The 22,461-nt window shown below is 40.9% G+C and carries 23 protein-coding genes; 13 read left to right on the forward strand and 10 right to left on the reverse strand.

Annotated elements, in window-relative coordinates; translation table 11 throughout:
• The first annotated feature begins 4 nt into the window (after positions 1-4).
• The 5 genes from DPG01_RS09430 (at position 5) to DPG01_RS09450 (ending at position 5,851) form a co-directional block, all read left to right on the forward strand.
• Entirely contained in the window at positions 5-649 is a 645-nt protein-coding gene (locus DPG01_RS09430; protein WP_086209237.1) for a GNAT family N-acetyltransferase, read from the forward strand.
• Positions 646-1,026, forward strand: a complete 381-nt coding sequence (locus DPG01_RS09435; RefSeq protein ID WP_086209236.1) for a hypothetical protein — start codon at positions 646-648, stop codon at positions 1,024-1,026. The genes DPG01_RS09430 and DPG01_RS09435 overlap by 4 nt, the downstream gene beginning before the upstream one ends.
• Entirely contained in the window at positions 1,014-2,258 is a 1,245-nt protein-coding gene (locus DPG01_RS09440) for an MFS transporter (RefSeq protein WP_322873880.1), read from the forward strand. Before DPG01_RS09435 ends, DPG01_RS09440 begins: the two co-directional genes overlap by 13 nt.
• Before the next feature lie 29 nt (positions 2,259-2,287).
• Entirely contained in the window at positions 2,288-4,552 is a 2,265-nt protein-coding gene (locus DPG01_RS09445) for a TonB-dependent receptor (protein WP_110974911.1), read from the forward strand.
• A gap of 75 nt (positions 4,553-4,627) precedes the next feature.
• Positions 4,628-5,851: an MFS transporter gene (locus tag DPG01_RS09450; protein WP_110974912.1), complete on the forward strand. Its 1,224-nt coding sequence runs from the start codon at positions 4,628-4,630 to the stop codon at positions 5,849-5,851.
• A gap of 15 nt (positions 5,852-5,866) precedes the next feature.
• Here DPG01_RS09450 and DPG01_RS09455 read toward each other — a convergent pair whose 3' ends face one another.
• Entirely contained in the window at positions 5,867-6,568 is a 702-nt protein-coding gene (locus DPG01_RS09455) for an LrgB family protein (protein WP_110974913.1), read from the reverse strand.
• Between the two features lie 9 nt (positions 6,569-6,577).
• Positions 6,578-6,994: a CidA/LrgA family protein gene (locus DPG01_RS09460; protein WP_086209232.1), complete on the reverse strand. Its 417-nt coding sequence runs from the start codon at positions 6,992-6,994 to the stop codon at positions 6,578-6,580.
• 100 nt (positions 6,995-7,094) lie between these two features.
• Between DPG01_RS09460 and DPG01_RS09465 the strand changes: the two genes are divergently transcribed.
• From DPG01_RS09465 to DPG01_RS09475, 3 genes are all read left to right on the forward strand, one after another.
• On the forward strand, positions 7,095-7,994 hold the full coding sequence (locus DPG01_RS09465) for a LysR family transcriptional regulator (protein ID WP_110974914.1): 900 nt from the start codon (positions 7,095-7,097) through the stop codon (positions 7,992-7,994).
• Between the two features lie 205 nt (positions 7,995-8,199).
• Complete coding sequence (mtlD, locus tag DPG01_RS09470) at positions 8,200-10,341, forward strand: bifunctional mannitol-1-phosphate dehydrogenase/phosphatase (RefSeq protein ID WP_110974915.1); 2,142 nt, start codon at positions 8,200-8,202, stop codon at positions 10,339-10,341.
• 114 nt (positions 10,342-10,455) lie between these two features.
• Complete coding sequence (locus DPG01_RS09475; protein WP_110974916.1) at positions 10,456-10,944, forward strand: winged helix-turn-helix transcriptional regulator; 489 nt, start codon at positions 10,456-10,458, stop codon at positions 10,942-10,944.
• Between the two features lie 2 nt (positions 10,945-10,946).
• Here DPG01_RS09475 and DPG01_RS09480 read toward each other — a convergent pair whose 3' ends face one another.
• The 4 genes from DPG01_RS09480 to tusD are packed head-to-tail and all read right to left on the reverse strand — an operon-like array spanning position 10,947 to position 12,328.
• Complete coding sequence (locus DPG01_RS09480) at positions 10,947-11,258, reverse strand: TusE/DsrC/DsvC family sulfur relay protein (protein ID WP_004979945.1); 312 nt, start codon at positions 11,256-11,258, stop codon at positions 10,947-10,949.
• A gap of 14 nt (positions 11,259-11,272) precedes the next feature.
• Positions 11,273-11,554, reverse strand: coding sequence for a DsrH/TusB family sulfur metabolism protein (locus DPG01_RS09485; RefSeq protein ID WP_110974917.1), 282 nt, complete (start codon positions 11,552-11,554; stop codon positions 11,273-11,275).
• 10 nt (positions 11,555-11,564) lie between these two features.
• Positions 11,565-11,915 carry a hypothetical protein gene (locus DPG01_RS09490; RefSeq protein ID WP_086209226.1) on the reverse strand — a complete coding sequence of 117 codons (351 nt, stop codon included), beginning with the start codon at positions 11,913-11,915 and terminating at the stop codon, positions 11,565-11,567.
• Positions 11,916-11,959: 44 nt separating this feature from the next.
• Positions 11,960-12,328: a sulfurtransferase complex subunit TusD gene (gene tusD, locus DPG01_RS09495; protein WP_086209225.1), complete on the reverse strand. Its 369-nt coding sequence runs from the start codon at positions 12,326-12,328 to the stop codon at positions 11,960-11,962.
• A gap of 71 nt (positions 12,329-12,399) precedes the next feature.
• On the opposite strand from tusD, the gene DPG01_RS09500 reads away from it, so the two are divergent.
• The 4 genes from DPG01_RS09500 to DPG01_RS09515 all read left to right on the forward strand — a co-directional run bounded on the left by DPG01_RS09500 (position 12,400) and on the right by DPG01_RS09515 (position 16,338).
• On the forward strand, positions 12,400-13,407 hold the full coding sequence (locus tag DPG01_RS09500; RefSeq protein WP_110974918.1) for an NAD-dependent epimerase/dehydratase family protein: 1,008 nt from the start codon (positions 12,400-12,402) through the stop codon (positions 13,405-13,407).
• Between the two features lie 111 nt (positions 13,408-13,518).
• Entirely contained in the window at positions 13,519-14,913 is a 1,395-nt protein-coding gene (fumC, locus tag DPG01_RS09505) for a class II fumarate hydratase (protein WP_110974919.1), read from the forward strand.
• 106 nt (positions 14,914-15,019) lie between these two features.
• Complete coding sequence (locus DPG01_RS09510) at positions 15,020-15,511, forward strand: hypothetical protein (RefSeq protein WP_110974920.1); 492 nt, start codon at positions 15,020-15,022, stop codon at positions 15,509-15,511.
• Positions 15,512-15,735: 224 nt separating this feature from the next.
• A complete protein-coding gene (locus tag DPG01_RS09515) occupies positions 15,736-16,338 on the forward strand; it encodes a nitroreductase family protein (protein WP_086209221.1) in 603 nt (200 codons plus the stop codon).
• Between the two features lie 71 nt (positions 16,339-16,409).
• Here DPG01_RS09515 and DPG01_RS09520 read toward each other — a convergent pair whose 3' ends face one another.
• Positions 16,410-16,658, reverse strand: a complete 249-nt coding sequence (locus tag DPG01_RS09520; RefSeq protein WP_110974921.1) for a hypothetical protein — start codon at positions 16,656-16,658, stop codon at positions 16,410-16,412.
• A gap of 76 nt (positions 16,659-16,734) precedes the next feature.
• Here DPG01_RS09520 and DPG01_RS19070 point away from each other — a divergent pair, with 76 nt between their 5' ends.
• The gene (locus tag DPG01_RS19070; protein WP_110974934.1) at positions 16,735-16,812 is read left to right on the forward strand and encodes an SWIM zinc finger family protein; all 78 of its coding nucleotides are present in this window, start codon (positions 16,735-16,737) and stop codon (positions 16,810-16,812) included.
• Between the two features lie 54 nt (positions 16,813-16,866).
• Here the strand turns inward: DPG01_RS19070 and DPG01_RS09530 are convergent, their stop codons facing one another.
• From DPG01_RS09530 to putA, 3 genes are all read right to left on the reverse strand, one after another.
• Positions 16,867-17,091 carry a hypothetical protein gene (locus DPG01_RS09530; protein WP_086209219.1) on the reverse strand — a complete coding sequence of 75 codons (225 nt, stop codon included), beginning with the start codon at positions 17,089-17,091 and terminating at the stop codon, positions 16,867-16,869.
• 244 nt (positions 17,092-17,335) lie between these two features.
• Positions 17,336-18,418, reverse strand: coding sequence for a tRNA (uridine(54)-C5)-methyltransferase TrmA (gene trmA, locus DPG01_RS09535; RefSeq protein ID WP_110974922.1), 1,083 nt, complete (start codon positions 18,416-18,418; stop codon positions 17,336-17,338).
• A gap of 266 nt (positions 18,419-18,684) precedes the next feature.
• Complete coding sequence (gene putA / locus DPG01_RS09540) at positions 18,685-22,440, reverse strand: trifunctional transcriptional regulator/proline dehydrogenase/L-glutamate gamma-semialdehyde dehydrogenase (protein ID WP_110974923.1); 3,756 nt, start codon at positions 22,438-22,440, stop codon at positions 18,685-18,687.
• Positions 22,441-22,461: the final 21 nt, after the last annotated feature.

Raw genomic sequence — 22,461 nt, forward strand, 5'->3', positions numbered from 1 at the left:
CCCCATGAAAACACTGTCACAGCAACTTCCCGATTTTTATGAATACTATGAGAATGAGACGCAATTTTACCTACGTCAAGTGCAGTATCCAGAGGATTTAGCACTGTTACATAAATGGATGCATGAGCCCCACGTTATACCGCAGTGGCAGCTGAATAAGTCTGAAATCGACCTTGCTGTTTATTTTGAAAAAATGCTGGCTGATGATCACCATCGGTTGTTGATCGTAGGGGTAGATGGTCAGGATGTGGGTTATACCGAAATCTATGAAGGCAAGCGTGACCGCCTTGGGCGTTATTACGATGGTGATGCTTTAGACCTTGGTTGGCACTTACTGTTTGGTGAAAAGTCAGCTTTCGGCAAGGGCTACTTGCGCCCAGTAATGCGCTTGTTGGGTTTTTACATTTTTGAGAATGCGCCATCCGAAAAAATTGTTGGTGAGCCTGACCATACTGTTAAACCTTATGCAGCAGTAGTGGAAGAAATGTGCTATGAGGCACAGCGCCTAATTCCGATGCCTGAAAAAACAGCCATGTTGTATTACTGCTTTAAACATAAATTCTATGAAAAATTTGGAGGGTATTTAACTCATTCAACTGCATTTATGCAAAACCACAACCCACTCAATAGGACTGAGGAATTTACATGAGCTATAGCTCAGAACATATACACATCATGAATATGCGATTTTCGGAGGATGTTACAGTCGCCGAATTTGAACAATGGCTCAGCCAAATTGAACGTTTTTTCTTAAAGAAACAAAACTTTGCTTTGGTCATGCAAACCGACGTTGGTACGGAATTTCCGGAAGAATATCGTCAACTGCAAGCGGCTTGGTACAAAACATACAAACAGCTTTTTTTTCAATATTGCTTGGGTTTAGTCCGAATCGCACAAGACCCGGCAGATCAACAACGACTGAATACACCCGCACTGCATGCTGCGTGGCGGGTGCCTTATTACGTCACGCTTGATCATTCTGATGCACTGCAATGGGCAGTGCAGAGGTGGATATGCAAAACCTAAATTCACAAAGAGCAACACGCCAAATCTCTGCTTTGAGCCTAGCCGTTGTTATTGTTTTATATCTGGCGCATGCCTTGCCTTTGTATTTTTACAATGTGGCATTACCCGCTATTTTGCGACATCAGGGGGTGGATTTACGTTGGATTGGAATGTTGTCACTGCTTTATATTCCATGGGCTTTTAAATTTTTATGGGCACCACTGATTGACCGACTCTATATCAAGAAGTTAGGGAAACGAAAAACATGGTTGCTTTTTACTCAAATAGCATTGGTTCTTGGCGTTCTGGCCTTGGCTTTTACCCAGTTCTCTTATGGATTGATCGTATTTGTTGTGATTGGTTTATGGATCTCAAGCTTTGCTGCGACTCAAGATATTGCTATTGATGGCTATACCGTTGAAGCTTTTTCAGAGTCTGAATACCGTCTAGGCAGTATGGCACAAAGTATTGGGGTCGCTTTGGGGAGTATGTTAGGTGGTGCGGCAACATTATGGTTGTACCAATATTACGGCTGGGAAAGCGCATTGGTGTGTTTAGCAGTCATGACAGCATTGACCATGTTTGCTGTTTTTTACATTCAAGAGAATGCAAGTGAACAGACGAATATCGCTAAACAAGCTCCAAGCTTAATCCGTGCTTTTAAACGGCCAGAGATTTTATCGGCCTTAGCACTGATTTTGTGCTATCGCGTGGTTGAAGCACCTGCAATGGCGATGCTCAATCCGATGCTCATTGACCAAAAATGGACGCTTGCTCAAATTGGGGTGCTGATGTCTGTGATTGGTGCAGGCGTGGGTTTGCTCGCTGCCGTTACGGCAGCATTTCTTCTGAAAAAGTTGCAAGCTACTCAGTTGCTTATTTGGGCGGGGTGGTGTCGAACGGTGTTGTATGGAGTGATTGGCGCAGCCATTGTTTTGGGCTGGTTAAACCAGTGGCATTTACTCTTGGGGGGATTTGTGATTGTCATGCTTGCGATTCGTTATGTAGCAATGACTTCACTCTATGCCTATTTCATGCAGAGCAGTTCTAAAGAACAGGCAGGCACGGACTTCACCATTTTGGTGTGTTTTGAGCTACTGGTTTATTTCATTGGGGGAGCTACATCGGGATTTTTAGCCAAATCACTCGGATATGGCAATTTTTATATGGTATTGGCGGTTGCGTCTGTGGTCAGTGTACTACTGAGCCAATACATCATTTCACGTCATCAAAAAACTCAACAAAACTTTTGAATCAAGAAATTTAATAAAAGGAAAAAGATATGAGCCGTTTTATGTTACCTATGCAGTTGACTTGTTTAACACTTGCTGTATGTACACAATTGTATGCACAAGATGATGTCACTACAACATTAGATAGCCAAACAAGCCGTGTTGAAGCTAAACAAAAAGAGGCTACACAACTGGCACCGATTGTGGTGACAGCAACTCGTTCTGCAAAGAGCATTGCGGATATTGCGGGGACAGTTTATAGCATTGATCAAGCTGAAATTGAAAAACAGGCTAATGCAGGAAAGAGTATTGCAGATATCTTGGGAATGTTAGTTCCATCTCTGACACCGAGTAGTGGAACGACCTCAAACTATGGTATGACCATGCGTGGTCGTGTAGTGCAATACATGATTGATGGTGTACCGCAAACAGGTTATCGCGATGGTTCACGTCAGTTAAATAGCATTCAACCGTCTATGATTGAGCGTATTGAAGTGGTTTCAGGGGCAACCAGTATTTATGGCTCGGGAGCAACAGGCGGGATTATTAATATTATTACCAAACGTGGTGGTCAAGACCCGATTAGTTTTGAAACTAAAGTTGGGATGACTGCGGGAAATAACTTTAAATCAGATGCTATGGCCTATGAAGCATCACAAAATATTTTGTTTAACCAAGGTGCGCTACAAGGGGCTTTCGGTGCCAGTTATACCACTCGTGGTGAAATTCAGGACAGCCATGGTAACCGTATTGGGCCTGAAGTTGCGCAAACAGACCGTCAAGATACGGATACATTAGATATCAATGGTCGTTTGACTTGGAATATTTCAGATAGTCAAAGTTTGAGTTTTGGTGCTCAATATTTTAATGACGAACAAGATAGCGAATATGGTCCTGACTATGGTCCGAGTTTAGCCTATTTAAGACGTGACCCAACCTATACTGCCAGTCTTGCTGCGGTCAAAGGCATGCAGTTAGAGACCCAACCGCAAACAGAACGCTATGCATTTAATACGCAATATGAAAATCAAAATGTATTGGGGCATACCTTAAATGCTGAAGCATACTATCGGAATGAGCAAGCACGCTGGTTCCCTTCTGCTCAGGCTATGGGAGGTGGTTTATATCTTGTTTATCAGTCGGAAACAGATATTGATGTTTACGGTGCGCGAGTTGCCTTGCAGAAACAATTTGACTTAAATGGTCGGAAGTTGGGACTCAGCTATGGTATTGACTATGAAAATGAACAAGATGAACAAAATATTCAAATGTACGATAGTGCTGCATTTGTGGCTAGTAACGGTCTAAATTATAAGCCTTTTAATTATTATGCTTTTGGGCCAGATGTCGAAACAGAAAAGTTGGGTACCTTCATTCAAACAGACTTTGATGTGACAGATCGCTTAGGCTTAAAAGCAGGGGTGCGTTATGAACGTGTAGAAAGCCAAGTGGATGGATCAACGCCTTATTTAGAGGCAATTACTGCTGACTTGCGACCAGGCTACCAAGCCAAGACTTTAAATGGCGGTAAAGTAAAGCATGACGCGACATTGTTTAATGTGGGTGCAGTTTATCACTTAAGCGATGCTCAACAAATTTTTGCAAACTTTTCCCAAGGCTCAAATTTACCCGATATTCAACGTATGCTTCGTGATGTGCCTGCAAGTTTTACAGTCAACAGCCAAACCATTGACCCAATTAAAGTGAATAACTACGAGTTGGGTTGGCGTGTGCAAGCTACAAATGGTCTAAATGCGGGCGTGACCACTTTCTATAATGACTCAGATAAAAGTTTAAAGTTTGGCCGTCCAAACTATACCATTGAAGTCTTAGATACAGATGAGCGCGTTTATGGTGTAGAAGGAAATGCGTCATATCGACTACAGCCAAATTGGACAGTGGGTGGAACCATGGCGTATACCCGTGGACAGTTCAAAAATACTGCTGGGAAATGGCAAGAACTAGATGCAATCAGAGTTGCGCCACTGAAAGGCACAGCATTTTCTGAGTGGCAGTTTAACAATGACATGAGTCTACGTGTTCAAGCCTTAGCTATTGGTGGTACGGATAAAGCAAAAAAAGACGCTGAAAAGTACGGTTCGACTGTTCCTGCTGAAATCAAAGGCTTTGCAACGATGGATGTGATTGCCAATGCAAAAGCAGGTCCTGGTACGATTGGCTTTGGGGTGTATAACGTGTGGAATACAGACTACAAATCGGTCTATAGTCAATCGGTTGAGTCGGTTTATGGGGCTATTTCAAGCTTAGCTGCTCAAGGTCGAACCTATGGTCTGAGCTATACATTGAAATACTAACTGTATGTCTAGAGGTAGCGTTCAGCTACCTCTTTACTTTGTAATCTCGCCTTAAAATATGGTTCAAATAATAAAATGAATAGCAATAACAATATTTTTATTGCAGGTAGTCTTGCCAATGGCGCCTGTTTCTCAATGATTTTACCTTTGCTTGCGCCTTTTATTCGGCAACTAGGGTTGACTGAGCTGCAAGGTGGAGCATTGGTGTCGGCTGGGGCATTAGTCATGGCAGTTTCTGCTATTTATATCGCTAAGCAAACCCAAAAATTCAGCATTTATCAATTATTAAGTATTGGTTTCACTGGTATGGCACTGACATGGGGCTTATTTGCAGGTGTTCTCAGTTACGGGCTGAGTTATTCCATGTCGTTTATTGTTTTGTTTAGCTTACTCATATTGACCCGTGCCAGTACGGGCTTTTTTATGGCAATGCCACAAATTGCGCTGCAAAGTTATGTCATGACGGCTTTTCAAAGTGAGCAGGATCGTAGTCAAAACATGGCAAAGTTTGGCGCACTAAACAGTATAGGTGTTGTCATTGGGCCTTTGGTGACGACCATGTTATTGACATGGAACATGTTGACACCACTTTGGGGTGCCGTGGCTATTTTAACGGGTATGGCGGTTTGGATTGTACTTGGTTTTCAAGCAAAGCAAGCGCCACAGGTACAGGAACAAGTGGATACTACGGTGAAATTAGATACTCTGCCGATAGAAAAATTGCAATGGTCAAAATTAGGGATTTGGTTATTGTTAGGTTTTAGTTTATATGTTGCGATTGTTACCTTAAATTTAACTGCTGGTTTTTATATTCAAGATCGCTTCCATTTCGATACCTATCAAAGTGCAATTTATTTTTCTCAGTGTTCATTGATTGTGGGGATCGCACTGGTTTTAATGCAATTGGCGATTTCAAAACGACTCAATTGGTCAATTAAACAATTATTATGGTTCGGTCTAGCGACAATGGTCTTGGGGTTAATACTTTCAGTCAGCGCTAGCCAGATTTGGGTTTTTCAAGCCGCTTATCTTTTTTATGGTATTGCTGTAGCTTGTTTAATGCCCGCTTTTACCACAGGGGCAGCCCAAACAGCGTCAACCACGCTACAAACTAAAATAGCCAGTTTATGTACGGCAACACAGGCTTTAAGTTTTGTTTTCGCGCCGTTGCTGAGTACTGGACTCTATCAGGTGAACCAACATTTGCCTTATTATTTTTTATTGGCACTAATGATGGGCTTAATGCTGTATTTTGCTTTTAAAGGCATTAAAGAGCAGAATTTTAGTCGTATTAGCTAAAGCTATTATTGTGCCTTAGCTGAGTAGATAAACTACTGTTTTAATTAAACTTGGACCAAAAAGAACCATAAAGATACCTGCTAAAACCATACTGAGACAGGCTGCTACGCCTTCTTCTTTATGGCGTTTGAACGCAGTGCTGGTACCAAAACCATGTGCTGCATTGCCCAAAGATGCTCCTTGAGCGAATTTGGAATCTAGTTTTAGGACTAACAATACAGAATTGGCCAAAAGTCCGCCGACTATACCAGTGATCACAGTGAATAAAATCACCAGATCTACAGAACCACCAACGGCTTTGCTGAGCTCCATGGCAAAAGGGGTAGAGATAGAACGACTCATCAAACTGTAACTGGTTACAGCATCAAAATGAAACAAACGTGCCAAGTAAAAAGAGCTAAGTACTCCAATCATCATGCCGATGATAATACCTAATGCTATAGAGAAAGCATGTTGTTGAATGACTTTGCGATACTCAAAGATTGGAATGGCGAAAGCAACTGTCGTAGGGCCTAACATCCATACGAGCCACTTACTGTAATACATATAGTTGTCATACTGAATATGGAACATCATCATACATAGGATGATGAGACAAGGGATTAGAATGGTTGGTGAGAATAACAGATAGGGATATTTCTGATAAAAATTTTTACCCCAAATATATGCCAGTATGGTCCCGATAAAACAGATTAAGGCTACAAAATGAATATGCATGGTGGTTCCTTAAACTTGTGTATTGAGCTGATGGGGTCGTTTGGTCTTTTTTTGAAACTTTTCTTCAAGCTTAAAGCCTAAGGAGACACAGTAGGCCGTGCAGGTCATTACGCAAATGGTACCAACAACAATAGATAAAACCAGTTGCCAGCCTTGAGTAAGAAAGAGATGTTTATATTTAATTAACCCGATGACACAGGGGATAAAAAATAATAATAGCTCAGTGAGGAGTAGATCAGAGCCTGACTTAATCCATTCTAGTTTGAATAATCCTGTTAACAGTGCAATAAGCAAAAGTGTTAAGCCGACGACTCCACCAGATACAGGCAAGGACAGCGTAGCTTGTACAAACGTACCGATATACCAAATGGCCATTAGCAGGCCGACTTGAAGAATTGAACGATAAACCAGTTTGAACGGACGCATCTGATGTCCACCATGTTTGGATTGTTAGTGTTATTTTAAGTTTGACCTAGGGTGGTAATTATGAATAATAAAATAATAATTATGCTTATCTGGAATAATTTTGGATTTTAAGACCCTTAAAATATTTGTGCAGCTAGTGAAAAGCCAAAGTTTTAGTGTAGCTGCTGAGGAACTTTATTTAACTCAACCCACTATCAGCAAAGTATTAAGGCAACTAGAAGATGAAATTGGCTTACCCCTATTTCATAAAGGGCAAGCAGGACGAAAGCGAGAAGTTAAATTGACCTATATGGGGGAACAGCTGTATCAGCATGCATTGCAGATTTTACAACAGCAACAGCAAATTTTTGAAACTGCTGATCAGATTCGAGGGGTAAAGCAAGGTGTGCTAAGACTCGGTCTGCCACCTTTAGGTTCAGTCCTTTTAAGCTCATTGATTGCTAAATTTCATAAACTTTATCCCAATATTGAGTTGAATTTTTTAGAAGTCGGTGCAACAGGAATTGAAGAAGCAATTTTAGCGAAAAATATTGATGTGGGTATCTTACTGGGAGAATTAAAGCCTAGTATTCAGGGGATACAAATTATTGATTCGCCGCTGTGTTTGCTTTCCAACCATGACTCACAATGGAGAAAGCGTGACGTGGTGCAATTTGCCGAGCTCAAAGAAGAATCGTTTCTACTGTATGCAGATACCTTTACATTGAACCATGTGATATTGGAAGCAGCTATGGCAGCAGGCTTTGAACCCAAAGTATTATGTAAAAGTAGTCAGTGGGACTTTATTGCCAAAATGGTCGAGTCTGGTGTCGGTATTGCTTTATTACCACAAATTTATTGTGAGCAATTAGATCGCGCAAAATTCAGTGTCAGTTTAGTGGGACAACCAAGTTTGCGCTGGAACTTAAATATGGCATGGAATTCCACCGTAGTCATGAATCCTGCTACTCGTGCATGGTTGTCGATCATTGATGAATATAAAGATCAAATTCATTTTTAGATGGCTCATCTCCAGATAGAATTTGTTAAAAAATGATCGCTATGGTTACGGTTCGATTACCTAAAATTACTTTTTGTTTACAAAAAAATGCTTAAACCCTAATCTATTGATCAATAAATAAACAAAAATGTTTCAGGAAATCTGAGGATCAAATTTGTGCCCGGTTTTTGTATAGTCTAAGTGCAAACATAAAAACGGAGGCTAAATGTTTAAATTTAAAAATGATATTGTGCATGGTGCGCTTTTTGACATGGATGGAACAATGTTTGATACCGAACGTTTACGGTTTCAAACCTTGAAACAGGCATCCAAAGAGCAGATTGGGGTCGAGTTTTCAGATGCCTACCTCATGGCTTGTTTAGGTTTAAGTGCACGTAGTTCTGAAGCGCTAGCTCAAAAGCAATATGGTCAAGAAGTTCCTTACGGGGACATTCGTAAGCGAGCTGATGAATTAGAATTAGAAACAGTGCGCCAATATGGTGTTCCGATTAAAAAAGGATTGGTGCAAGTTTTAGAGCGGTTGCGTAAAGCGGGGTTACGTATGGCCGTGGCGACCTCTAGTCGAAGAGCAATTGCTGAAGAGTATTTAATCAATGCCAATGTTTATAAGTTTTTTGATGTCTTGGTCTGTGGTGATGAAGTTGAACAGGGGAAGCCACATCCTGAAATTTTCCTAAGTGCAGCGCAAAAACTGAACCTTGAACCTGCACAGTGTTTCATGTTTGAAGACTCTGAAAATGGTATCCATTCGGCACACGATGCTGGGGGCATCTGTGTACTGTTCAAAGATATTAAAGAACCGAATGCAAGTATGTTGGCTCATGCCAATTATTATTTTGAAAATATGTATGACTATCTAATGGAATTAGATATCTACAGCTCGCATCTGGAAATGCCCAATTTACAAGAAAGCTTTCCTCAAACTTTAAATCAACTCACTGTTGGAATTCACGGTTTTGGTGCGATTGGTGGCGGTTATATCGCACAAATTTTATCGCATTGGGATGGTTATACGCGTCCTAAAAAAATCTATGCGTCTACACGGAATAGCTTATATCGCTCAGCCGTTAACGCATTTGGGGCATATTGTATTCGCTATGGGCAAGTGTCTTATGATGAACGTATTGAAAATATGCATATTATTGATGCTGAAGACTTACAGCAGATGCATGCCATGTACGTCGAGTCGAGTTTAATTGCGATTTGTTTAGCTGAAAATGCTCTAGTCAGTGAAGCAGCAACCATTGCACAGGGCCTCTATGCACGCTATTTGGCACAAGATGAGCAAGTTCAAACTCCACTGACGCTGTTAATTATCTTAAATAAAATAGGCGCCAAGCAGTTGGTTCTTGAGCAGGTACGTAAAGCCTTGGTGGAATTAACAGACCATGCTGTTGCCGACTTTATCTTAGAACAACACTATTTCTGCGATACGGTAGTCAACCGTATGGTGTCTAAGCTAAGCGATAAAAATCTATATCGTCAACTGTGCATTAAATACAATATTTTTAAGCAATATCAACTTGATGACGAGAGTAATCAAATTGAAGTTGAAGATGTCAGTAAACTCAGCGTAGATCAAGAACGCCGTGCCAGTGAATATGTTGAGGATTTGAGACAAAACTTTCAACCGAGCCATATTTTACAGCATATGGATTTAATTCTATTCAATGCTGAAATGGATATGCCAATCTATGTAGAAAACAAAAGTCCTTTACTCAGTAAAATGCGTCAAATGATCTTGGTCGATCAAATTTCAGATATTCAGCTCATTAAAAACCGCTTATGGAATGGCGTACATGCCATGACTGCATGGTATGCCAGCCTACTCGGGCATCAGACCATTGGAGTAGCGATGGGCGATCCGCGAGTGCAGTATTATGTTGAAAAACTGCTTGCAGAAGTGACGCAAGGTCTGACGCATTACCTGTCAAAACGCAAAAATGATTTAATACGATTGGCAAAAAGTTTTGATCAGTCATGCCAGTATGCTTATAAAGACCCATGCAGCCGTGTTGCGCGTGACCCACTTCGAAAACTAAGCGCATTTGAACGTGTTTTTTCATCGGTTGCTTACAATGTCTCGCATGGATTTTCTTTTGAATCCTTATTAAGTGGTGCAATTTTTGGCTATGCATACCTGATGATAGAAGATGATCAGCCAATAGAAAGCCTTTTGGTTCATTTGAAACAACAGCTTCAACAGATGTCGCTGTCTAAAGAACATAAAAAAGCTTTGTATTACGTCATGGAAAAACGTCTCAATGAGCTACAAAACGGTGAAATTGAAATAGTAGACTTTATGTTCCAGACGCAGCAAAAGGCTTTAAAAGCCAGTTGTGTGTAATGGAGTAGTTCATAGCTACAATTAGATGTTTAAAGAGAAGTCCAGATAAAAGGGCTTTTCTTCTGTCTTTAAATCTTTTAACGTTACGGGAACAATCAACATGGTTCTTTTGTAATGAAATGGGATGAGATCGGGGAGCAGCCTTGTTCAATTGCACGAACACTATCGGTAATTGGTGACCGCTGGACTGTGCTGATTTTACGAAATGCATTTTTAGGAACGCGCCGATTTGAAAGCTTCCAAGAAAATTTAGGTATGACTCGGCACCTGTTGTCTGCTCGATTAAAGCGCTTGGTTGAACATGAAATTTTGGAGAAAAGACCCTACACGGATCGTCAAGCAAGATTTGAGTACTGTCTAACTGAAAAAGGCTTGGCTTTATATCCAGTGCTGATGTCGATGGCAACATGGGCCGATCAATGGATGGACGAGGGGCAAGGTCGTCCCGTGCAATTTATCCATAAAACCTGTGGGCATAGTATTCAGCCACATTTGGTTTGTAACGAATGTGGTGATGCCATACATGCCAAAGACATCAAAGCGATACCGACACAGGTTTATGTTGATGCTTTAGTTAATCAACCAGATGTTAAAGAAGCTTAAGCTTATAAACAGTTTGCAGGTTTTGGTACACCAGCCAAACGGCTCAGATGGCGCGCTACAAGCCCAGTATTAAACTTTTCTTGCAGTATGGCATTATTGATGTCTGCACTAACTGTTTTCATTAAAAACTTAATCAGTGGACGTGTTGCAGGTGAGTGCCCAAACTGCTGGTAAAACTGACGCACTGCCATGAGGATTTCAAAGTGCCAATCGGTCAATTCAAGCTCTAAAGATTTTGCTAATTCTTTTGCAACCTCTTGATTCCAAATGGTGTAATCGACTAAATGACCATCTTGGTCTAATTCTAAATTCATCTAAACACTCAAAATTATTTTAAACTGATACAACGACTGTGGTTTAAACATAGCTCAGCAAACCTAGCATAGCTGATGGTTTCTAGGTTACTCGGATAGGCCGCAGCGATATTTTCAGCATCCTGCTCAAGCACAAATACACAAGCTAACTGCTGAATAAAAGGATGCTGTATATAAAGGACCGCATCTCCCATTAAAACCACATCATCCCCTGATTGATACAGGTTTTGCAATTTACTCAGCGCTAACTCTGTCGCGGCAAATGGAGACTGCACGAGATAAAGTGTTTTGCTCATAACTGTCTCCTTACCAATACAGCACATGGTCAAACTGTTGTATTAAATTGGCATTGAGTTCAACACATTCTATTTCTTGCTCGGTTTGTTGAACAAAGGCAGAAGCTTGATTTTTGGTTTCAATCCAAATCGGGCTTAAGTCATAAAACTCAAAGCTATCAACCATGTTTGACGCCAGTTTAAAAGCATGCTTTAAGGGTTCAAATGACTGAGCATCGTTTAATAAGCTGAGCGCAGCATCTTGTAGTAAGACTTTGACTTCACAGCCAAAAGTTGCAAGAACCATCGTAGCAGAGAGGCTTTCATGCACCTGCAAAGAGTTCAAATTGGCTTGGGTTAAAATAACCAGTACAGATTTCACACAATATACCTTTTAAAAGCAACAAATTCTTGAAAACTTAGCACTTAGAATTGAATTAAGCGCTCTGCAGACTGAACGGCATCGGCCAGTTCCCCTAAGCCGACCAAGTCAAAACCTGTAGCAAGATTATGCTGTGCTAACTGATGACGCTGTGCATTTTCGGCATCGGTAATTCCTCGAGCCAAGGCTGCACTAACACAAACTGGCAGGCGAATGGCGAGTTTTTGCCACTCAGAACATAGATTCCGTTGGTCGTCAGGTACCCATTGTAGGGCATTGGCAACTTGAACAGCATCTTGGTAGAAAAACACTCGAAAGAGTTCATTTTTCGCATGCAGTGCTTGTGCTAAACCCAGCGCATGCCATGCATGAATCGAACTCGGTGCGGAGGTAATTAGTAATAAAGTACTCATCAAACTTCACTAGAGGAATGTCCAAAACTTGCTTGGTACATTCGGACTTCATAATAAAAAGGTAGTATACAATGATTTTAGTGACTGGTGGTTTAGGCTTTATAGGCTCACATATTGCTTTGAGCTTTATGGCGCATGGGCAAGAGGTCATTATTGTAGACAATTTATCCAATGCGAATTTACAAACTCTTGAACGATTAGAATTTATTAGTGGCATGTACGTGCCTTTTGTCAAAATTGATATCCGAAATACGCCTGCTTTGAACAAAGTTTTTGAGCAGTATTCCATTGATGCAGTGGTACATGCCGCAAGTTTTAAATCGCTTGAAGAGTCTGTGTTGAAGCCTTTGGAATATTATAATGACAATGTTAGTTGTATTATGAGTTTACTGCGTGCCATGCAACGCACAGGTGTTCGAACTTTGGTGCATCTTTCCAGTCTTGCAGTTTATGGTGAGTCGAGTCTACATCTAGAAGAAGACTTAGAACTGAATTTCGGCTACCCAAACCCGTATATCAAGTCGCAACAAATGGTCGAAGAAATTATTCGAGATACAGCAAAAACAGATAATGAATGGAAAATTGCCATTTTAAGAATGGGCAATGTCGCAGGCGCATTTGAAAATGCAATGCTCGGAGAGCTGTTTCCGCCTTTACCGAAAAATATTATCCCACTGTTGATGCAAGTCGCTGCCAAACAGCGTGATCATATTGAACTGAGAAAAAAAGCACAAACAGCAGACCATACGGTCGAACGTAGTTTTTTACATATTCTGGATGCGTGTGATGCGATTGCTGCTTCGTTACAATGGTTAAGCAATCAACAGTTTACTTGTGAAGCGTTTAATATCGCAGGCCAAAGTGTGTCGATACAGCAGTTGGTTGAAACAGTAGAAAGTGTGACGAAAAGTGATATTGCTACAGTCGATATAGTTGATTCGAACATCGTGGAATTAGATCAGGTCGCATCCGAATGTAGTAAAGCAAAAAATGTTTTACACTGGGAAGCGAAGCGCAGTTTACAACAAACCCTTGAGGACGGATGGCGTTTCTACCGACAAAGTTTAGAGGGTCTTTAATTAATTTGCTGATAACAATTATCATTTACATACTTTTACTTAATCATTAAGATAAGGAAAACAAGCGCAAAATAATCATTTTGCAATTCACTTAAAAAGGAAGAGGTTAAAATGCAAACACGTATTGAACACGACACGATGGGCGAAGTTGAAGTACCAAGCGAAGCACTTTGGGGTGCCCAAACTCAGCGTAGTTTGCAAAACTTTAAAATTGGCAGTGAACGTCTACCGCGACCAATGATTCGTGCTATGGGCTTAGTGAAAAAAGCAGCAGCGCAGACCAATGCTGAACTTAACCAAATTCCACAAGAATTGGCGCAATACATCGTCGGCGCTGCGGATGAAGTGATTGCAGGGCAGTGGGATAGTCAGTTTCCTTTGGTAGTATGGCAAACTGGTTCAGGCACGCAAAGTAACATGAACTGTAATGAAGTAATTGCGAATATCGCCAATCAGAAACTCGGCAATCCTTTAGGCGCACAAAAACCTGTACACCCGAACGATCACGTGAACCGTGCTCAGTCAACCAATGACTCATTTCCAACGGCGATTCATGTTGCAGCAAGTATTCAGATCAATGAATTACTGATTCCTGCGGTTACCCAGCTTCGAGATACTTTAGATGCAAAGTCTCAAGCATTTTCAGACATCGTCAAAATTGGGCGAACTCATTTACAAGATGCAACACCATTAACGTTGGGCCAAGAGTTTAGCGGTTATGTTTCTCAGCTCGATCATGGCTTAAAGCGTTTACAACAGGCACTCTCAGGTTTGTATGAGCTGCCTTTAGGTGGAACGGCTGTAGGTACAGGGCTGAATGCGCATCCTGATTATGCGGAAAAATCGGCGGAGCAACTGGCACAGTTGACCGGACTACCTTTTGTGACTGCACCAAATAAATTTGAAGCATTGGCTGGGCGCGATGCAGCCGTGTTTGCCTCAGGTGCATTAAAAACGCTTGCTGTAAGCTTGAATAAGATTGCCAATGACATTCGCTGGTTGGCTAGTGGCCCGCGTTGTGGTTTTGGTGAATTACGTATTCCAGAAAATGAACCAGGCTCAAGTATTATGCCGGGGAAAGTGAACCCGACTCAAAGTGAAGCGATGACTATGGTGGTGGCTCAAGTCTTAGGCAATGACACCACGATTAATGTTGCGGGCGCATCGGGTAACTTTGAATTGAATGTGTTCATGCCTGTAATTGCGTTTAATTTGTTGCAGTCGATTCAGCTTTTGGGTGACGCATGTAATAGCTTCAATGATCACTGTGCAGTGGGTATTGAGCCGAACCGTGAAAAAATTGACCACTTCTTACATGACTCATTGATGTTAGTTACGGCTTTAAACCCAGTGATTGGCTATGAAAATGCAGCGAAAGTTGCCAAAACAGCTTATAAAGAAGGAAAAACACTAAAACAAGTGGCTGTAGAGTTGAACTTAGTCACTGCTGAGCAGTTTGATGAAGTGGTCCGTCCAGAACAAATGATTTCACCAAATGTAAAATAAATTTTCTTCAATTGCTCAATGAAAGAGCAAATGAACATCAGCAGTTTTTATCTTTGGGCGAAGTCGGTACAATGGTCGACTAGAGATAAACTGCTGATGAGTTACCATGCTTGATATTTATTTGACAGATGTTCAGAAAAACGTGCAATTTAACGATTATCCGGGTGAGCATCCTGTTAAATTTGTTTTAAATTTCAAAAAGATTTTCCCAAGTGTTATGGAATTATTGCTTCCTGTTCTACCTGAAAATGAAAATCTTGAAGAAATGACATGGGAATCAACCACGACTGACTTCGAACTTTTCAAGCTGTTATTGAGTGGTTGGGGCGTGATTGAGTTACGCTTAAACGCGATTAAGCAGTTTAAAGATAAAGATTTTGCAGATGCTCTAGTGAAACGTGCACAACAAAAGCGCAAAGACTTTGCCAAAACACAGCAACAGTTGAAAACGGTTGAACTTGATTATTTATTTATGCATGAAATACATGCGTTAATTGATGCAGAACTAGTTGAATTGGGTGAAAAATTCTATTTACCCGTGCTACGGGACTTATGGAAAAATAAAATTCCCACTCAAGTCTTAGAAGCCAAATTCTAAACAAATTTAAAATCCTCCATTTGGAGGATTTTTTATATGGATAGCAGAACTATGTATTTGTGGTAAACACAAAGCATTTAAACTACATCTAAAGCATTAAATTTTATTATTTGGTCAAATATTGGAATTAATTTTGCTTGATACATTAGGTCATCATTCATGGCAGACTAATGTTTAAATTTGCTATGAATTTTTTTTGAATAGAACCACAAGGATTTTAATACATGTCAAATCAGTTCATCGACTTAATTACAAAACGTCGTACTATTTATGCTATTGGTAAAAAAGTTGAGCACAGTTCTGAATTTTTAACTGATTTGATCCAAACAGCTATTAAACAAAGCCCATCATCTTTTAACTCGCAGTCATCTCGAGCTGTGATTTTGTTCAATGCGGAGCATGAAAAATTCTGGACTTTTGTGGCTGAAAAACTGAAGTCTTATGCTAAAGACGAAGAAAGTGCAGCTAAAACAACCGCTAAAATGGCCAGTTTTGCAGCAGGTGTGGGAACAGTTTTATTTTTTGAAGATCTAGATGTCATTCAGAGCTTACAAGAGCAATTTCCATCTTATGCTGAGAACTTTCCTATTTGGGCAGAGCATTCTACAGCTATGGCTCAGTTTTCAACGTGGACTGCGTTACATACCTTGGGTCTAGGTGCATCTTTACAACATTATAATCCAATTGTGGATGAAGAAGTCCATGCTGAATGGAGTGTGCCTGCCAGTTGGAAATTACGCGCACAATTAGTCTTTGGTTCAGTTGAGGGTGAAGCTAAAGAAAAAGGCTTTGTGGATGATACGGTGCGCTTCAAGGTATTTAAATAATGAATCAAAAAGCCGTATTCAAATAATACGGCTTTTTTTCTATGTCATTTTCTTTTTAGCAATAGAACGGATTACTGACCAACCAAGCCTAAAAGTGAATTTTGAGTACTACACATCCGCGTTGCTTCTTCTTCGTTCATTGTTTTGATTTCCTCTTCAAATTTCATCTTTTGTTCTTTGAGTTGTTCTTCAGCTAAACCCATTTGTTTTCCAAGTTTTTCCATCTTTTCCCATGACTCAATACAGGCCTTCGGCATTTTGCTGCACGCGGTCAAAGACAAAAGGATGATACTTGCATTAATCATGAGTAATTTTTTCATTGCTTAAACCTTTAATTTTGAAACATTATTGATTTTTATATTGAGCCTGTAAGGTAGCAAAAATTTAAGGCTTTGTGTGATTTTTAGTCGCAAAAGTGAATTGTTTTGCACTTGTTCAACCTTCTTAGGGGGGAGTTATATGTGTCGGCATTAAAAAAGGCATTTAGATTAATCTAAATGCCTTCTTGGTGAATATTCAGAAACTCTACTATTGTAGAGGTCGATGCTGAAGTTCATTTAACTCCCTACGGCTATAGCCACGCGAAGCCAAAACTTTTTTAATACCAACAATCACATCTTCATCCGTTGCTACTTTCAGCTTTTCGAGAAGTTGTTCGTTGGTTTTACAAGAGCAGTCATTTTCAACACAAGCAATTTGATTTTTATGCTCGTTTTGCTGTTCATTTGAAAACAGCTTTTGCCAAAAACTCATAGACACTTCATTAACAACCTAACATAGGGTGAAATATAACCAATCTAGAGAATAATGCAAGATGGGCAAAGAGATAAAAGCAACAATCAGTATCCAAAAATTCCGATTATAGTTTCATAAGTTAACGTTATTATGACAGGGAAAATTCTTGTATTTTATGTAAATTACTATTTTCTAAGAATAAGTAAAAAATGAAGCCTGTGACGGCTTCATTTTTGAAGTTGCATATTTTGCAACAAATTGTTTAGATTTTTTCGAGCAGAATTCCTGCTTCAACATGATGCGTATACGGGAACTGGTCAAACATCGCAAACTTTGAAATTTTATGGGTTTGGCTGAGTGTTTTTAAGTTGTCATACAAGCTGTCAGGGTTACACGAAATATAAATGATGCGCTCAAAACGTTGAATCAACTTTAATGTTTCATCATCAATACCCGCACGCGGTGGGTCAACAAACACAGTATCGAACTCATAACTACTCATGTCGATATTTGCTTCTTGTAAGCGACGGAATTCACGTTCACCGTTATAAGCTTGGGTGAAGTCTTCTGCTGACAAGCGTGCGACTTGGATATTGTCGATTTTATTTTGTTCGATATTCCACTGTGCGGCATACACTGAGGACTTAGCCAGTTCAGTGGCTAAGACACGGTTGAAACGGGTTGAAAGCGGTAGGGTGAAGTTACCATTGCCACAGTAAAGTTCTAACAAATCTTTGTGCGACTGTTGTGCAGCATTACAGGCCCATTCGAGCATTTTTTGGCAGACTTGCGCATTGGGCTGGGTAAAACTACTTTCAATTTGTTTGTACTGATATTTACGCTCAAAAACTTGCAGTTCTTCCACCACAAATTCATCGCTAAGTACCACTTTTTGACCACGGCTACGACCAATCAACTTAATATTTAATTTTTCTGCGAGTTGCTTAGCTAAAACCTGCCATTGTTCATTGAGTGGGCAGCGATAAATCAGCGAAACCAGCATTTCACCTTTTAAGGTCGCTAAAAAATGCACTTCAAATAAGCGTTTTGAGAGGAGATCATTGCTTTTTAATTCTGCCAATAAAACAGGCATGAGCTGATTAATACTGGCATCCGCGATTGGGAAGTCATCAATACGAATGACTTTTTTCTGATTGTCTTCATCACGTTCAAACATGGCATAAAACATATCATCTTCGGTATGCCAAATACGGAATTCTGCACGCATGCGAAAGTTTTTTTCAGAAGATTGAAAAACTTCAAGCGAAGGTGGAGTGAATTCAGCAAATTGAGCTGTAATTCGTTCAATTTTGGCGTCAAGTTGTTGTTGATAAGAAGAAGTCATATGCAGTAAAAATCGCAAACATATTGAAAAAAGAGATGGTAACAAAGTTTGCCGAATTAGCCTAAAGATATTCAGCAAAAGCGTGGAGTTTATTCATGCTACAGGTGGATTGATGTATTGTTATATCGGAAATTTTCGAACAGATTGAGTCAAACGAAGTCGCATAAAAAATGCCAAGTAAACAGACTAGGAGATGTTGACTTGGCAATAGAGGAAACACGGTAAAAACCTGTAACCCCAATGCGGACTACAGGTTTAAATTGGGCTTAGTTCAAAGTCATCAGACTTGCATTACCACCAGCAGCTGCAGTGTTAACACTGATCGCGCGCTCAATCACAAAACGTTCCAACGGAATGGCAGTTTGTGATGGGCTAAGGTGAGTAATACCGACAATCGCACCTTGACGTTCAGCTATTTGCTGTTGCAGAGCTAAAAGTTGTGCTGTCGTACCATGGTGCAATACCGCATCAAATGCACCAGTTTTGATGTCTTTGATGACATGGAACGCTTGAGCCAATGCTTTAGGCATGCTTGGCATGTGTTTTAACACAAAGCTATTATCTGCGAGTACTGCTGGACGGCTACCGACTGCAAAAATCGCATTCAACTGTTGTAGTTGATCCGCTTCTTGTTCAGCTAATGACAAGACTGCATGACGTGGGATCACCATGTATTGGTTACTTTCACCTGTTGGGCCTTGCAACTCGTAATGATGGCCTGAACAGAAGTTCTCAATTTTTGCCAATTTTACAGCAGGGAAGGTTTTAGCTGCCCACTCAAGGAACAATGCAGAGTTGCTGAACTTGACCTGAGGGTTCAAATCAGCACCTGTTGCAAATGGCTTATTCAACTTTTTCGCAGAACAGTTTTGCATTAGGCGATATAGATAAATTGGACCACCCGCTTTAGGGCCTGTACCCGATAAACCTTCACCACCAAACGGTTGTACACCGACAACTGCACCTACGATGTTACGGTTGATGTAGAGGTTACCTACTTCAGCATGGGTCATCACAGTTTGAATGGTTTCATCAATACGGGTATGTAGACCCATAGTCAGGCCATAACCTTTGCTGTTGATGTGCTCAAGTAACTGTTTGAGTGAACCTTGGTTAAAGCGAATCACGTGCAGCACAGGACCAAACACTTCACGCTCTAAATCATTGAGATTTGGCAGCTCAATCAGTGTTGGTGTAATGAACGTGCCTGCATCTAGTTCAGAGTCTTGAGTATCATTACGCATCAACTGGTGTACGCGATGACCTTTTTGACGCATTTTTTCGATGTGCTTTTGGATATTTTCTTGCGCTTCAGCATCAATCACAGGGCCAATATCAGTTTTGAGTAGATATGGATTGCCCACGTGAAGTTGCTGCATTGCGCCTTTAAGCATTTGAATCACAGCATCGGCATTGTCTTCTTGTACACACAGTACGCGTAGGGCAGAACAACGTTGGCCTGCGCTGTCATAAGCTGAGCTAACGACATCAAGTACAACTTGCTCAGTCAGTGCTGATGAGTCAACGATCATAGCATTTTGACCGCCTGTTTCAGCAATCAGTGGAATGCTTTCACCATTTTTGCTCAGACGCTTCGCCACAGTTTTTTGCAAAATTTTGGCAACTTCAGTCGAGCCTGTGAACATGATGCCTTGAACCTGTTCTGATGCACTGAGCTGTGCACCTACAGTTTCACCACGACCCGGCATCAGTTGTACAGCAGCTTGAGGCACACCTGCTTGCCATAAGATTTGAATCGCTTGAGCCGCAATTAGCGGTGTTTGTTCCGCTGGTTTAGCAATCACGGTATTCCCCGCAACCAATGCGGCAGCGACTTGACCTGTGAAGATGGCCAATGGGAAGTTCCATGGGCTAATACACAGCATCGTGCCTAAAGGCTCAACCTCTGCATTTGCATCTAGAACAATCATTTGCGTTGCGTAGTAGCGTAAGAAATCGACTGCTTCACGAACTTCTGCAATGGCATTGGCATAGGTTTTACCACTTTCACGGCACAGTAAAATCATCAGTTCTTCTAAGCGAGCTTCCATTAAGTCAGCAGCGCGAAGTAGGTAATTGGCACGGGTGTCTTTAGCCGTACGTGCCCAAATGTCTTGTACAGCCTGCGCATTGTTTAATGCTTGCTCAACTTGTTCAGTTGTTGCTTCTTGTACATAACCGACAACATCTGAGTGACGTGCAGGGTTAACAATACTTTGCTTTACAACCGTTTCATCTGTCTGGATTTGCTCACCCATAGGTGCAGCAAACCATTGCTGTTGTGAAAACTGTTGAGCTGTTTGATTGAGCTGGGTTAACTCCGTGTCATTTGCAAGGTCTAAACCTTTAGAGTTTGCACGCAGTTGACCATAAAGCTCAGCAGGCAGTGGAATGGAAAGGTGTTTTTGACCGACAACATTTTCACGTTTTGCACTGCTTAGAATGGTTTGCGTTGGATTTTCAATCAAATCATCAATCGCGAGTGACTTGTCTGCAATACGATTTACAAAAGAGGTGTTTGCACCATTCTCAAGTAAACGACGGACAAGATAAGCCAATAGTGTTTCATGGTTGCCGACAGGTGCATAAATACGACATGGGACACCCAGTTTTTTATCTAGCTTTTCACCGACGACTTGTTCATAAAGGGGTTCACCCATGCCATGTAAGCATTGGAACTCATACTGACCTACATAATATTGCTCAGGATTCGCCATTTCATAAATGGTTGCTAAAGTCTGAGCATTATGCGTTGCAAACTGTGGGTAGATTTGTTCTGGCGCAGCCAATAATTTCTTTGCGCAGGCAATGTAAGATAAGTCTGTATGTACTTTACGGGTAAATACGGGATAGTCGGTCATGCCTTCGATTTGCGCTTTCTTAATTTCGCTATCCCAGTACGCGCCTTTCACTAAACGGATCATTAAGCGTTTTTCGCTACGTTTAGCCAAATCTACGATGTAGTCAACCACGTAGAAACAACGTTTTTGGTAGGCTTGGATAACGAAACCAATGCCTTTCCAGTCTTTGAGCTCTGGTTCAAAGCATAGGCGTTCGAGCATTTCTAAAGAAATTTCTAAACGCTCAGACTCCTCTGCATCAATATTTAAACCGATGTTATAACCGCGTGCCAATTTAGCAAGAGTAAAGACTTTGCCATAAAGTTCGTCATGCACACGTGCAATTTGGGCACGTTGGTAACGGGGGTGTAGAGCAGATAATTTAATTGAAATACCTGGGCCGTCATAGACATCTTTGTCTTTTGACGCTTGACCAATGGCATGAATGGCATCGGTATAGTCTTTCATATAACGATCAGCATCGTGGTCGGTCAGTGCCGCTTCACCCAGCATGTCGTATGAATAGCGAAAACCTTTTTCTTCAAGACGTTCAGCATGTTGCAATGCTTCACCAATGGTTTCGCCAGTGACAAACTGTTCGCCCATCATGCGCATTGCCACATCAACTGCTTTACGGATGATGCCACGACCACTACGTGCCAATAAGCCTGTTAAAGTGCCTGATAAGCTATTTTGCTTTGGTGTTTCCATCAACTTGCCAGTGAGCATCAAGCCCCATGCTGCTGCATTGACAAACATTAAGTTACTTTGACCAACGTGCTCTTTCCAGTTGCCTTGGTTGATTTTGTCCTTAATCAACAAGTCACGTGTTGCCATGTCTGGAATACGAAGTAATGCTTCAGCTAAACACATCAGTGCGATGCCTTCTTGAGAAGACAGTGCAAATTCTTGTAAGAGTCCTTGTACAATACCCGCTTTACCGCTGCCGCTTTTACGTTCACGTAAAGTATGAGCCAAATCAAACGCAAGTTCGTGAATGCGTTGATTCATTTCATCAGAAATTTTGCTGTGGTCTAATAAGTTTTGAACACACTCAGTTTCGGCACGTCGCCAAGCGGTGTTGATTTCAACCTCAAACTCATTTTTTTCTTTGAATTCGGTAATATATTCAAATGGTGTTTGAGATTCGTTGAAATGCGCGTTGCTTTCCATCATATTCATGCCTACATCCTGTGCATACAA

The sequence above is a fragment of the Acinetobacter sp. WCHAc060042 genome, assembly GCF_003231195.1.
GTDB lineage: Bacteria > Pseudomonadota > Gammaproteobacteria > Pseudomonadales > Moraxellaceae > Acinetobacter.

Excerpts from the sequence above, each read along its gene's own strand:
- DPG01_RS09480 (WP_004979945.1), bottom strand. The coding sequence starts at position 11,258 with ATGAATTTAGAATTAGACCAAGATGGTCATTTAGTCGATTACACCATT.
- DPG01_RS09500 (WP_110974918.1), top strand. The coding sequence starts at position 12,400 with ATGATTTTAGTGACTGGTGGTTTAGGCTTTATAGGCTCACATATTGCT.
- DPG01_RS09475 (WP_110974916.1), top strand. The coding sequence starts at position 10,456 with ATGAAATGGGATGAGATCGGGGAGCAGCCTTGTTCAATTGCACGAACA.
- DPG01_RS09450 (WP_110974912.1), top strand. The coding sequence starts at position 4,628 with ATGAATAGCAATAACAATATTTTTATTGCAGGTAGTCTTGCCAATGGC.
- DPG01_RS09520 (WP_110974921.1), bottom strand. The coding sequence starts at position 16,658 with ATGAAAAAATTACTCATGATTAATGCAAGTATCATCCTTTTGTCTTTG.
- putA (WP_110974923.1), bottom strand. The coding sequence starts at position 22,440 with ATGAATATGATGGAAAGCAACGCGCATTTCAACGAATCTCAAACACCA.
- DPG01_RS09485 (WP_110974917.1), bottom strand. The coding sequence starts at position 11,554 with ATGAGCAAAACACTTTATCTCGTGCAGTCTCCATTTGCCGCGACAGAG.
- fumC (WP_110974919.1), top strand. The coding sequence starts at position 13,519 with ATGCAAACACGTATTGAACACGACACGATGGGCGAAGTTGAAGTACCA.
- DPG01_RS09440 (WP_322873880.1), top strand. The coding sequence starts at position 1,014 with ATGCAAAACCTAAATTCACAAAGAGCAACACGCCAAATCTCTGCTTTG.
- mtlD (WP_110974915.1), top strand. The coding sequence starts at position 8,200 with ATGTTTAAATTTAAAAATGATATTGTGCATGGTGCGCTTTTTGACATG.
- DPG01_RS09460 (WP_086209232.1), bottom strand. The coding sequence starts at position 6,994 with ATGCGTCCGTTCAAACTGGTTTATCGTTCAATTCTTCAAGTCGGCCTG.
- DPG01_RS09435 (WP_086209236.1), top strand. The coding sequence starts at position 646 with ATGAGCTATAGCTCAGAACATATACACATCATGAATATGCGATTTTCG.
- trmA (WP_110974922.1), bottom strand. The coding sequence starts at position 18,418 with ATGACTTCTTCTTATCAACAACAACTTGACGCCAAAATTGAACGAATT.
- DPG01_RS09530 (WP_086209219.1), bottom strand. The coding sequence starts at position 17,091 with ATGAGTTTTTGGCAAAAGCTGTTTTCAAATGAACAGCAAAACGAGCAT.
- DPG01_RS09445 (WP_110974911.1), top strand. The coding sequence starts at position 2,288 with ATGAGCCGTTTTATGTTACCTATGCAGTTGACTTGTTTAACACTTGCT.
- DPG01_RS09455 (WP_110974913.1), bottom strand. The coding sequence starts at position 6,568 with ATGCATATTCATTTTGTAGCCTTAATCTGTTTTATCGGGACCATACTG.
- tusD (WP_086209225.1), bottom strand. The coding sequence starts at position 12,328 with ATGAGTACTTTATTACTAATTACCTCCGCACCGAGTTCGATTCATGCA.
- DPG01_RS09430 (WP_086209237.1), top strand. The coding sequence starts at position 5 with ATGAAAACACTGTCACAGCAACTTCCCGATTTTTATGAATACTATGAG.
- DPG01_RS09515 (WP_086209221.1), top strand. The coding sequence starts at position 15,736 with ATGTCAAATCAGTTCATCGACTTAATTACAAAACGTCGTACTATTTAT.
- DPG01_RS09510 (WP_110974920.1), top strand. The coding sequence starts at position 15,020 with ATGCTTGATATTTATTTGACAGATGTTCAGAAAAACGTGCAATTTAAC.